This window comes from Spirosoma daeguense, from assembly GCF_054776875.1.
The window spans coordinates 596,502-609,291 of sequence record NZ_BAAHBF010000003.1; the positions used below are offsets into that span (position 1 = coordinate 596,502).

At 46.2% G+C, this 12,790-nt stretch carries 10 protein-coding genes; 7 read left to right on the forward strand and 3 right to left on the reverse strand.

From position 1 onward, the window contains the following. Nucleotides 1-592 precede the first annotated feature (592 nt). On the forward strand, nt 593-1,270 hold the full coding sequence (locus ACYVD4_RS11550) for a response regulator (protein WP_460946215.1): 678 nt from the start codon (nt 593-595) through the stop codon (nt 1,268-1,270). A 93-nt stretch (nt 1,271-1,363) separates the two neighbouring features. Continuing rightward, entirely contained in the window at nt 1,364-2,788 is a 1,425-nt protein-coding gene (locus ACYVD4_RS11555) for a sensor histidine kinase (protein ID WP_460945635.1), read from the forward strand. Between the two features lie 18 nt (nt 2,789-2,806). Here the strand turns inward: ACYVD4_RS11555 and pgi are convergent, their stop codons facing one another. Beyond that, nucleotides 2,807-4,465: a glucose-6-phosphate isomerase gene (pgi, locus tag ACYVD4_RS11560; protein ID WP_460945638.1), complete on the reverse strand. Its 1,659-nt coding sequence runs from the start codon at nt 4,463-4,465 to the stop codon at nt 2,807-2,809. Nucleotides 4,466-4,683: 218 nt separating this feature from the next. Here pgi and ACYVD4_RS11565 point away from each other — a divergent pair, with 218 nt between their 5' ends. Continuing rightward, entirely contained in the window at nt 4,684-6,357 is a 1,674-nt protein-coding gene (locus tag ACYVD4_RS11565; protein ID WP_460945640.1) for an ArnT family glycosyltransferase, read from the forward strand. Nucleotides 6,358-6,472: 115 nt separating this feature from the next. Continuing rightward, complete coding sequence (locus ACYVD4_RS11570; RefSeq protein ID WP_460945642.1) at nt 6,473-7,591, forward strand: AI-2E family transporter; 1,119 nt, start codon at nt 6,473-6,475, stop codon at nt 7,589-7,591. 14 nt (nt 7,592-7,605) lie between these two features. Here ACYVD4_RS11570 and ACYVD4_RS11575 read toward each other — a convergent pair whose 3' ends face one another. Together ACYVD4_RS11575 and ACYVD4_RS11580 are read right to left on the reverse strand one after the other, a co-directional pair. After that, complete coding sequence (locus ACYVD4_RS11575) at nt 7,606-9,660, reverse strand: ATP-binding protein (RefSeq protein ID WP_460945644.1); 2,055 nt, start codon at nt 9,658-9,660, stop codon at nt 7,606-7,608. Between the two features lie 96 nt (nt 9,661-9,756). Continuing rightward, the gene (locus tag ACYVD4_RS11580; protein WP_460945646.1) at nt 9,757-10,464 is read right to left on the reverse strand and encodes a LytR/AlgR family response regulator transcription factor; all 708 of its coding nucleotides are present in this window, start codon (nt 10,462-10,464) and stop codon (nt 9,757-9,759) included. Between the two features lie 319 nt (nt 10,465-10,783). Between ACYVD4_RS11580 and ACYVD4_RS11585 the strand changes: the two genes are divergently transcribed. From ACYVD4_RS11585 to ACYVD4_RS11595, 3 genes are read left to right on the forward strand one after another with little or no spacing between them, the layout of a single operon-like run. Then, nucleotides 10,784-11,710: an SGNH/GDSL hydrolase family protein gene (locus ACYVD4_RS11585; protein ID WP_460945648.1), complete on the forward strand. Its 927-nt coding sequence runs from the start codon at nt 10,784-10,786 to the stop codon at nt 11,708-11,710. Then, nucleotides 11,707-12,318 (forward strand): hypothetical protein, encoded by a 612-nt coding sequence (locus tag ACYVD4_RS11590; RefSeq protein WP_460945650.1) that lies wholly within the window; start codon nt 11,707-11,709, stop codon nt 12,316-12,318. Before ACYVD4_RS11585 ends, ACYVD4_RS11590 begins: the two co-directional genes overlap by 4 nt. A 19-nt stretch (nt 12,319-12,337) precedes the next feature. Then, on the forward strand, nt 12,338-12,784 hold the full coding sequence (locus ACYVD4_RS11595) for a lipocalin-like domain-containing protein (RefSeq protein ID WP_460945652.1): 447 nt from the start codon (nt 12,338-12,340) through the stop codon (nt 12,782-12,784). The last annotated feature ends 6 nt before the right edge of the window (nt 12,785-12,790 follow it).

Genomic DNA, 12,790 nt, shown 5'->3' on the forward strand with positions numbered 1-12,790 from the left:
TGTGGATAGAAGCGGAAAGCCGCCCCGATTTTCGGAGCGGCTTTTTTGTTGGCTATCAATTAGTTAGATTCGAGATCGAAAAGCTTGGCTTAACTAGGGTATAGCTAGTATAGTAGAGTTCGGTCCAGCGTTCGCGAATCTATTTATAGAGCAACTACGTAAATACGTTTGTTGCTTTTGAGTATACTAATTCTCAATATTTCGTATTTTGTATGTAATTTAATCGATAATTAATTCACTTTGGGAAACTAGCCGGAATTGATTATCCTATAGAAACAGGCTATCAGATGTTAGTAAAAATGGAAATAAGTTAACTGTCTAGGAGATGCGTCTTGTCTACTACTAGTACCTTGGCAGTAGGCGGATGAATAAACTATGAATGACGCCTGATTTTGTTGATGTTTGGGATTAAAAAATAGGTTTAACACCCTTTTAATACTGTTTTCAATTTCTTTTAATACGCTTGCCTGAGATTGTCGACGCGAACAGATGTATACGCTATTGCCGGAAGCTTACTTAACGATGACTGGCAGTATAACTAATTTTCTATTCTTCCGTTCTTTTAGACAAGCGACTTATGTATTCTGTTGATATGAAGATTCTGGTAGTTGAAGACGAACCCAAACTGGCATCATTTGTCAGGAAAGGTCTGGAGGAGCAATCCTGTGAAGTAGACGTTGCTTTCGATGGTCAGGTTGGGCGAACAATGGCCTTAAATAATCCGTATGACGTGATTATTATGGATATTAACCTACCTAAACTTAATGGATTCGATGTAGTTCAGTCGATCCGTCAGCAAAAAAATAGTACACCTGTACTGATGCTAACGGCAATGGGGTCGGTAGATGACAAACTCACTGGCTTTGAAGCAGGTGCCGATGATTATCTGGTAAAACCATTCGAATTTCGGGAACTGATGGCTCGGCTGCGGGCACTGACCAAGCGTAGTAGTGATGCCGGTATGCAAGCCAACATCCTGAAAGTGGCTGATCTGGAATTAGATCTGAACGAAAAGGTTGCACGTCGGTCAAATAAACGTATTGATTTGACAGCCAAGGAGTTTGGTTTGCTCGAATACCTTATGCGAAACCGGGGGCGTGTTGTCTCGCGGGTAGATATTGCCGAAAAAGTTTGGGATATTCACTTCGATACGGGTACCAACGTAATCGATGTCTACGTAAATTTCCTACGCAAGAAGATTGATAAAGATTTTCCAACTAAACTCATTCATACAGTTATTGGAATGGGGTATATGTTGAAAGAAGAGTAGCGAACAGTTTTTAGTTGTCGGTCGATAGGCAAATACTACTAAAGCTAGGTTACTACTAACTATCGACCGACAATTAATGATTAGTTACTACGTATGAATATCCGCACTCGCCTGACGCTCCTGTTTATGCTGCTGGTGGCGTCTATTTTGTTGCTTTTTACCATCTCGGTTTATTACCTCTACAATCAATTCCGGCAGCAGGAATTTCAGCAACGCCTTGAAGAAAAGGCCTTTACGATGGTTCGGCTTCGCGAAGATGTGGGCGAAGTACCGCAAGCCGATTTACCCGCTATTGTGAACGAGCAGGTAACAATCTACAACTCAAAAGGTGTAATTATATTCAATCAGGGAGAGGAGAACCCCCGCTTTTTGGCTTCCACCGATTTTTTGAAAAAAGCTGCACTTGGTCAGACCCAGTATATACAACGGGATAGTATTGAAGCCGTTGGTGTTCAGCATATTAATCAACACGGTGAGCCATTACTTATTGTAGCATCGGGTAGCGATCGGTATGGATTCAGTAAGCTGGAACGGTTGCGCGAAATCCTGTTTTTTGGCTGGGTGCTTAGTTTAGGAATCGTTGGTATTGCCGGATATTTGTTTGCAACTGATGCGTTACGTCCTGTTTCAGAGCTGATTGCGCAGGTTAATTCGATTTCCGCAACCAATATACACGAGCGTGTGTATGTTGGTCGGCAGCGCGACGAACTGGCCGATATGGCTCGTACATTTAACGACCTGCTGTCGCGTTTGGAAGAAGCGTTTATTCTACAAAAAAGCTTTGTCTCACATGCATCGCATGAGTTGCGTACACCTCTGACTGTAATGATGGGGCACATTGAAGTAACCCGTTTGCAGTCTCGCTCTAAAGAAGAATATGAAACAACGCTGGATGGATTGCTCGATGAGGTAAAAAGTATGATCAGGCTTGTTAATGGCCTTCTTGAACTGGCTCGGGCCAGTGCCGACACTGCAACCAATAACTATAAACCGGTACGTATCGATGAATTATTATGGCAGGCGCAGAGTCTTATTCTAAACAAAAATCCTGATTATCAAATCAGTATCGACTTTGAAAATCTGCCCGATCAGGAAGAGGAGTTAGTAATTAATGGCGAAGGATCGTTGTTGCAGACTGCCTTCCAGAATCTGATGGAAAATGGCTGTAAATATTCGCCTGAAAAGCGTTTGTTAGTTGGTATTTCGTTTGAGCGCGGACAGATACAACTCACTTTCAGCGATCACGGATATGGTATTTCAAAAAGTGATTTGGGGCATATATTCGAGCCATTTTACCGCTCCGAAACAACAATGACTATCGAAGGACATGGTATTGGACTGGCACTTACTAAACGTATCATTGAGTTGCACCGAGGGCAAATTAAAGTCGACTCAGTAGTAGGGCAGGGTACTACGTTTCGAATCACCCTGCCCATCCCATACCGCTCTTCTTCGAATACTGATGAAACACCGTTGGCAGAGGATACGACAAAAAATGCTGTTCAACTGCCTAAGTGAGCCAACCGGATAAAGCTTTTATTCGCTGCGCATTGCCTTGAAGGTGTTCATCAATCCGTTTGTCGAACTGTCGTGGGTGCTAACAGTTGCATCATCCTGTAATTCAGGTAGAATACGGTTAGCCAGTTGTTTGCCAAGTTCAACACCCCACTGGTCGAAGCTGAAAATATCCCAGATAACGCCTTGGGTAAATATTTTGTGTTCGTAAAGCGCAATCAGGCTACCAAGTGTACGAGGTGTCAGCTTTTTAAATAAAATAGAATTGGTTGGTCGATTGCCCGAAAAAGCCTTGAACGGAGCCAGTGCTTTGATTTCATCTTCGCTCTTGCCTGCCTTCCGTAATTCGCTGGCCGCTTCTTCTTCCGTTTTGCCGTTCATCAATGCTTCGGTTTGAGCGAAGAAGTTAGCCATCAGAATTTTGTGATGTTCACCGATGGGTCGCTGGCTGATTGCTGGTGCCAGAAAATCGCAGGGAATCAGCTTTGTGCCCTGGTGAATCAACTGATAAAAAGCGTGTTGACCGTTAGTGCCCGGCTCTCCCCAGATAATTGGCCCGGTCTGGTAATCGATTGGATTGCCGTCGCGGTCTACCGATTTACCATTACTTTCCATATCGCCCTGCTGAAAATAAGCCGCAAAACGGTGCATATACTGGTCGTAGGGCAGAATCGCTTCGGTTTGAGCACCAAAGAAATTATTGTACCAAATACCAACCAGTGCCAGAATAACTGGTAAATTCTGGTCGAGCGTAGCACTCTGAAAATGTTGATCCATAGCATGAGCACCGTCGAGCAATTCCTCGAACGTATCGAAACCAACGTAGAGCGCAATCGAAAGCCCAATGGCCGACCAGAGTGAATACCGGCCGCCAACCCAATCCCAGAAACCAAACATATTGGCCGGGTCAATTCCGAATTTCTCTACGTCTTTCTGATTGGTCGATAGAGCCGCAAAATGTTTGGCAATGGCAGCTTCATCTTTAGCTGCATCCAGAAACCATTGTCGTGCCGTTTGGGCATTAGTCATGGTTTCCTGTGTGGTAAATGTTTTAGACGCAATCAGGAAGAGCGTTGTTTCGGGATCGACCGTTTGCAGGGTTTCATAGATATGTACACCATCGACGTTCGATACAAAATGAACACGCAATTTCTTGTCGTCACCATACGGTTTGAGCGCTTCGGTGACCATGACCGGGCCCAGATCAGAACCGCCGATACCAATGTTCACTACGTCGGTAATGGCTTTGCCAGTATACCCTTTCCACTCGCCCGACCGAATCTGTTCAGTAAACGATTTCATGTGTGCCAGTACGTCATTCACGTCCGGCATTACGTCTTTTCCATCGACCAGAATTGGCGTATTCGACCGATTTCGTAGTGCTACGTGCAAAACGGCCCGATCTTCTGTCTGGTTAATTTTATCGCCCGAAAACATTTTGCCGATAGCACTTTTCAGTTCGGCCTGATCGGCAAGCTCAATGAGCAGACGTAGTGTTTCGGCGTTAATGCGGTTTTTAGAGAAATCGAGCAGAATATCCTCAAACTGACGAGAGAACGTAGTGAAACGTTCGGGGTCTTCGGCGAACAAATCGCGCAGATGACGTTCTTTCAAACTAGCGTAGTGAGCCTGTAGCTGCGAATAAGCTGGTAACGTAGTAAAGCGATGATTGGCAAGCATGATTGGGTGCTGGTTTGCAGTTTAAAGTTTTCAGGGAGTGATCCGGCTGCAATTTTTCGGCCGTGCGAGGGGACAGAAAAATAGAGTCTGGGCAATCGCTGTAAACTGAAACGAAGTTGTCGGCGCGAATATCGGGAATCCCGGCAATCTTTTTTCCTCTATTTTTACGCTTCTTTCCCATTTGGGAAACCTGCTTACGACTATCAATACGCGCGTTAATGAATCAAAAACTTTTTTATTCGCTGGTTCTGATTGGATTAGGTACGTTGTTTTTTCTTCCGTTTCTGGGCAGCGTTCGCCTATTCGACTGGGACGAAATCAACTTTGCCGAGTGTGCCCGCGAAATGATTGTGCTGGGCGATTACCTGCACGTTCACATTGATTTTAAGCCATTTCACGAGAAACCGCCTTTATTTTTCTGGTTTCAGGCAATCGCTATGCAGCTTTTTGGGGTCAATGAATTTGCTGCCCGATTCCCCAACGCCGTTTGCGGTATCATTACGTTGGTATACGTTTACCATCTTGGCTACAAACTGCATGGGCATCGGTTCGGCCTGTTATGGGCGTTGGCCTATCTGGGTTCAATCACCCCACATCTTTACGCGCGTTCCGGCATTATTGACCCATTTTTTAATCTATTTATTTTCGTCGGATTAGTTAACCTGATTCTTGCCTCCTGGAAGCGCGAACGGCTTGGAGGAGCTATGACCGTTCCTAAAAGCGAGTGGCACTACATCGTGCTGGCCGGGTTAATGATTGGTTTTGCTGTTCTGACAAAGGGGCCTGTTGCTTATCTTATAGTTTGTCTGGTGCTGTTTGTTTACTGGCTGCTCAATCGGTTTCGCTGGTTCATTACACCTTTGCAATTTCTGGGTTTTACGGCGATGGCATCAGCAGGTTCGTTGTTGTGGTATGGTGTCGATGTATACCTGCACGGCCCTGCCTTGATGCGCGAATTTCTGGCTTATAATATTCGTTTGTTCAGCACACCCGACGCTGGACACAGCGGATTTCCGGGCTTTCACTTTATTATTCTGCTTGTAGGCTGTTTTCCGGCATCTATTTTCGCGATTCGGGCTTTCGGCTCGCTGTTTATCGAACGGAATTACCAGCGCGATTTTCGGCAGTGGATGTTTATTCTGTTCTGGGTTGTACTGATTCTATTCAGTATTGTTCAGTCGAAAATTGTCCATTATTCATCGCTTTGCTACCTCCCGCTAACTTACTTTGCAGCACTGACTTTGTTGCAGTTGGAAGAACGTAAGATTCAGTTTAACAACTGGCTATGGACTGGTTTGCTCATCATTGGCGGCATTTTCATTGTAGCAACCGTTGGTCTGCCGTTATTGGCGAAAAACCGTATGGATCTGGTCAAGTCAATTGCCGATCAGGATCCATTTACGCAGGGCAATCTGGCGGCTACTGTCAACTGGTCGGGCTGGGAAATTCTGCCTGGTATTTGGTTGCTGCTTGTGCTAATTCTGGTCTTAATCTGGTACAATAGCCATAATGTAGCACGGGCTTCGGTCATGTTATTTATAGGATCGGCGGTATTTGTTACGCTCACACTCTGGTCGTTTATCGGACGTATTGAAGGAATTGCACAGGATGCGCCCATGCGTTTTTTCGAGCAGGCAGAAGGGCAGTCCGTTTACGTAAAAACGTTTGGTTACCACAGCTACGGCCCGTTTTTCTATACGAAAAAACTGCCTGTCAAGAACCCTAAGTATTATGACACCGATTGGCTGCTACGTGGTAAAATCGATCAGGACGTATTATTTGTCCGTAAGGCTTCAGTACAACCTACGTTGCTGGATTCATTGCCCGATGTTCGGAAAACGGGTGAAGAAAATGGCTTTGTTTTCTATCGACGTAATGCTCTTAAAAAATAAGGTGATAAACGCTACGTCGGAATAGTGGTTTGGCAAACAAAAAGATAGCTGTAAAGTTGAGTGTGTAATTGGGGAACTCTGATGTATTACCCTGATTTTCACTTAAAAATAGTTCATGTCTGCCAAAACACTACCTCCACCACATTACCACCAGTTTTCTCACTCGCTGCTTGCGCTGGCCATTATAACAGCCGGTATTTATTTGGGTCAGGATATTCTGGTGCCGCTTGCCATGTCGGGGCTGATCGCGGTACTGTTGCGACCTATTGAAAACCGATTCACGCGGTGGGGGATGCACAAAGTAGTTGCCATCAGCATTGCCTTATTGATAGCGATTCTTATCGTATCGGGGGTAACTATTTTACTATCCATGCAGGTGTCGAATTTTGCAGACGATCTGCCAAAAATTCGCCAGAACCTAAACGATTCCTTTCATAAAATTCAGCGCTGGGTTCGTCAGGAATACAATGTAAGCTACCGACAGCAAAATCAATATCTACAAAAAGCGCAGGCCCAAACCCTTGATACGCTGCAAAGTTCGGATACGCTGGGCGTTATTACGGGGCCATTAGGAACGTTAACACTGGTTCCGATTTATGTCTTTCTGCTGTTGTATTATCGGACCATGCTTCTTCATTTCATCATTGTTCTATTTACCGAAAAGCATACAGAACGAGTTCGTGAAGTGCTGGGCGAAGTGAAGGCGGTTATCCAGAGTTACATGGTTGGTTTATTAATTGAAACAACGCTGGTTGCCATTCTTAATTCGGTTGGTCTGCTGGTTCTGGGGGTTCAATACGCAATTTTGCTGGGTGTTATGGCGGCCATTCTCAACCTGATTCCTTACATCGGCGGACTGGTTGCTACGTTGCTAACGGTACTTGTTACGTTCAGCAACACCCCGGAATTATCGGTCATTTTGGGAGTTGTTGGCATTTTTCTTCTGGTTCAATTTATTGATAACAACGTATTTGTACCTCTCGTTGTGGCTTCCAAGGTGCGTGTCAATGCATTGGTTTCTATTGTGGGCGTATTAATTGGTGGAGCCTTGGCGGGTGTTTCAGGTATGTTTCTTTCCATTCCTGCCATTGCCATTATGAAAGTTATCTTCGACCGTGTCGAAAGTCTTCGGGCATGGGGAATTCTTCTGGGCGATCAAACTCCGGAGGAATCTGGCGGCAACCTGTTTCAGATTTCCCGCCGAAAACAAAAGCGAAAGGAAGTTGAGGAGTAAATTATTGGATAGGTTCAGGAAAATGCCAACTTAAATTCCGTACCACTTCCCGGTTTTGACTGAACGCTAATCTGGCAGGCAATGGCGCGAGCCAGATCGCGAATCAGATGCAGGCCAAGCCCACTTTTGCCACTAATAACCGCATCATCACTATAGAGCGCGGTTAATTTGCTCTCCGAAAGGCCGGGGCCGTTATCTGTAATTGAGAGCACAGTTTGTCCATTTTCAGAATAGGCCTGCCAATGGATATGCGCATCGGGCGTTTGTTTCAGCGCATTGATGGCATTGCTGGTCAGATTCTGCATGATGGTGCGTAGATAATCTTCATCGCTGGCAACCTGTAGCTCATCGGACGTGTCGAAAGTGATACGTACATTGGGAGCGCTCGCAAAAAACCGTTGCAGGTAACCGAACAACGTAGCAATGGGAATACTCTTCTTATCGGGTTTGAACTGTTGCATCTGGCCCTTACTCCATAACAACATCGACTCCATCGTTTCGAGTAATCCCTCGGCAGCTTCGGTGATATTTTGCTCGTGGCGTGCTACCTGATCGACAGGAAGTAAATCGGGATTTTCGCGCTGGAGATGCAGAAAACTAATCAGGTTGGCAATTGGACTACGTAGGTCGTGGCTCAGAATGGCAAAGAAACGGGCCTTGACCCGATTCGCTTCATCAAGTTCCTGATTTAAATGCAGTAACGTAGTGTTGGTACGTTTGCGGGTGCGATTTTGCCAGTACAGCAGTCCCCCGATTACGGCCAACAAACCCAAGCCGACAAGCATCGCCAGTTGCTGGCGTTTCTGTGCCGCAATAGCCAGTCGACTGATTTCGAGTTGTTTATCACGTAATTCGATTTCGCGTTTGCCTTCCAATCCGGCAATCTTATTCTTAGCTTCCTGCGAATACAATGAATCCTGAACGTTTTGATAGGCCCGAAAATTCTCGTAAGCACCTTTGTAATTACCCGTCAAGGCTTGTAATTCGGCCAGATTTCCACGAAAATGAGCCTGATCACCCACCTCGCCTTTATCGGCGTTTAGCTTAATGGCTTCAGTCAAATATTGTTCCGCCAACGTCAAACGGTCAGTTCGGCTTGTAGGCTGGATGGTAGCGGTGTTTGGGCCGGGGCTACGTACCAGATCAAAATAAGCTACGCCAAGATTGGCGAGGTTAGAGACCGCATCCAGATGACGGGGATTTGTTTCATCCCATAAACGTTTGGCTTTTAGGGCGTACTCAATTTTTTTCGGATAATCCTGCTCCATGGCGATCGACAGGTTGCCGTATGTTTTAGCTAATCCCTGATTGTTAGCCACTTTTTGTTGCTCGGCCAATGCCCGAAAACCATATTGTCGCGCTTTAGGCCAGTTTTCCATCTGGCAATAAAGAGCCGCCATGCTGCTTAAGGCTCCGGCCAGTTCACGCCGTAGGTTGATGTCTGGATTACGCTTGTTTTGTCGATGTGTTAGCGCTCGCTGACCGAATACAAGTGCTTTCTCCCAATTTTTTTGAATCCGATAAATCTCCGAAATGTTATCTAAACACAGGCCAATGAGGTAATTATCGCCTATCACTTCAGCTTGTTTAAGGCCCTCGAAATAATAGCGTGTAGCGGCTGGATAATCGGAGCGAATGTTCTGTTCGGCCACGCCAAGATTATTGATTGTGCTCGCCAAATTCCACGCATCGTTCAGGCTTTTATAAATCGCAATTGCTTTTAGATAATAATGACGGCAGGAGTCGTAGTTGCCTTTATCACTGTAGGCTCGGCCAACATACATGTTGAATACGCCGATTCCCCGCTGCCATTTCATGTGGGTAGTGTGTTGCAACCCCAACCGGCTGTAATGCAGCGACTGATCAACGTTGGTAAACGACCATTCGTCGGCAATAATGCGGTATAGCCGCCCTTTCACTGTGTCGTTGACAGCTTTGGGTAGTTCTGCAACCAGCGAATCAATGAGGGCGTGCCCTTGTTTTTGGGCAAAAGAAGGGCAGGAGAGAATTAGTAAAATGATGACGAAGAGTTGTCGAGCAAACCCCACCCTAAGGGGAAGGGACTTCAAAAAGTTAGAGGTAAAGTCCCTCCCTACGGGGGAGAGATTTAGGGTGGGGTTCATTAGCAAAGAATCTGGTAAATCGTTAGTTTACTGCTAATCGTTTCATTCGATCTCATTGAGTACTGATTTGTAACTCCTTCCAACGGGTAGCGTAAACTGCTGAACTTGTACCTGTTGTGCACTAACCCGGTCAATGTAATGGCGTTGCACGGCGTAACTCCGGTGAATACGTAAAAAGGACTGGAACGGTTTGCTCTGCAACAGATTTCCAATGGATGACAGCACCGTATATTGATGCGTCGCTGTGACAATGCGGGTATAGTCTTTCAACCCTTCCAGATACACAATATCATGCAGATTCAGCTTAATTTGCTCATGGCCGTCTTTGATAAATATAGTATCGGCACCAAGACTCAAATCAAACAGTTGGGCCTTGCGGGTCAACTCAAAAAAAGACGCCACACGGCTCATGGTATGGGCAAAGCGTTCGCGACGGATCGGTTTTACCAGGTAATCGAATGCATCGACGGCAAAGCTGTCGGCGGCATAATCTGGGTAAGACGTAATGAATACACAAACCGGTAAATTCATCAGATTTGCCCGTAACGCCAATCCGCTCAGTTCGGGCATATCAATATCGAGTAGCAGTACGTCAACTGGCCGATTTATCAGAAATGGCAAGGCTTCCGTGGCTGAGCTAAACACGCCAACTATATCGAGAATCGGATACTGCCGGGCGTGAGCAAGGGCTGTTAACCGATCAATCTCGTTGTCATCAACAATAACGCAAGAATAGGTGCTGGGGGACATTTCCTTGTCGGACAGTCTGTAACCAAAGATATAGGCTTTGGGGGTACAAAACTAACCGCTCGCTCAAAGGCACCTGTTGTTAGTCGATTCAAATGGTCGTTAGTCGAGGGACAGTTGTGTGCGTGGTTAAAGGTGAGCAGTTTCGAGCCATCAACGCCAATTCGTCATGATACATGTCTCGTTTTTAGGACCGCTGCCGGTTGTGTAAGCCCATCAGGAAAACCAGTCCTCTTTTCGTTCCCATGTCGAACAAATTGGCCGTTTTTTACCACCATATCCACCCAAACGACGCTGACGTTTGCATAAACAATATAAACCAATGAGCGCAATCCGATCAATCCGATCTGTCTTGTCACCATCTGTAGCTGCATTCCTGATAATCAGCTTGCTCGCTTGTAGCAAAGGCGATAATACAACCCCTGATCCCAATCCGACGACTCCCACTAATCTGTCCAATCCAACTGACCCAACGACCGTTGGTAACGTAGCATTGGGCACTGGGCAACCGGGCGTAGTGGGTACTAATGGTATAAGTGCCTGGGATAATCTGTCGGCGACTGAGAAAGGACGTATCAAAAACTGGAATACCCTTTTTCTGCACCAGTCTGTCGGACAGGATTTGGAAGAAGGTGCCAAAGCCAACGGGATTTCGTTTGAATACTTTGGCCCGAAAGACGTGGTCGATAAAGGAGCCGAAGGAAAAGGACTTCGGGGTGGCATTTTCGTCGATGTTGGCGGTATTCCGAATGGCAATCCTTACGAGAAAATTCGGGTGTTTAAAGAAGCCGCGCTACGTAGTAAAGCCACGTTGAAAATTGCCGTGTTCAAATTCGGTTATGCCGATGTACTGGACAGTAATCGTGAACAGGTAAAGACGGCTTATAAAGCGTTTGTGGATGACCTTCGGCAACAGATTCCCGGCCTTCGGTTTGTGCACATGACACCCCCACTGGTGTATTCGACCACGGCTGAAGAAGGCAATGCGGCCAAAGCCAACGTAGGTCAGTGGATGAAAGATACGTTCAAAGCTACCGACGTAGTGTTTGATTTACAGGCTGTTGAAACCAACGAAGGAAGCTGCCAGCAAAACAACGTACCACGCATTTGCCAGGAAAACCGCGCCAGTGCTGCCGACCCATCGGAAGTAAACGGCGTGGATAGCGACGGACAGGGGCACTTGGGCAAAAAAGCCAGCCAACGTATCAGCAAAGCACTTTTGTATGCCATTTATCAGGTCGGGAAATGAGCAAAGGCGTTAAATTTCTCTTGATTCTACTGACGTTATCGGGGGTTAGCTGGGCGGTTTACGAATGCAAATACTACGTTAGCTACTATTCTGATCTGAAAGATCGCCCGTGGGCGTATAGCCAAGACGAAAATGCCAAACTACTGGTCGGTACGTGGCAGGGGGAGTTTCGTGATCCTGACAACGTAGCAAAAACCATTCGGCTCACCATTGTGGAGCCAATGACGGACGAAGAACGGTCAAAAAAAGCGGGTAAGCGAACCCGTAAACGTAGCGGTTTAGGCTCTCGAAGCGATAAAAAACACTTCGACGGTTTGGCTACGGTAACCAGCCAGCGTGGACAGGAAGATTACGAATTCGACGGCCACGTAAAAACGGAAGACGGGCATAAACTTAACGTCGTTCACTTTCAAACAAAGGATGAAACGCGGCAACTACGTAACAATTTCAAGATACTGTCAGGGCTTGAAGGTGGTACATGGCAGGACGATAATCTGACGCTGATATTCACTTTTTCGTTCATAACCAACACAGGATCAGGTTATTCGACTAGTTCTGATCCGCGTTACGATAAAAAAATTACCGTTCATTTTTCACGTGTTCAGTGATCATCCAAACCCTAGACTGATGAAAACCTTAGTTCTGATTCTCCTGTTTGTATCGACTTCGCCACTGTTGGCGCAGAACGTAGTGGGTACCTGGAAGCGTACCGCCATGATTCTGACCGAAGCAACTGGCAAAACCGAAGACTCGACCCCCGGACTCACGAAAGCCATGCCCTGCACCACCGACATTACGTATACGTTTCTGACCGATGGTACCATGAAGGTGAACGTACCAGAAAGTTGCGGAGCCATGAAACAGACCATCGAACGGATGAATAAAGCGGGCCGATGGTCAACAACGGGAAGCACACTACGTATCACCGTACCCGACAAAAGCCTACCTGATGCCGACTACAAGCTCAGCTTCAGTGGCAACACCATGAGCTGGGATTTCGACTATGCGGCTAATCCGCAAATGCCCAATCCTACGAAAGCAAATCGGCTGGTTATCAAATACGTGCGACTATAACCTACG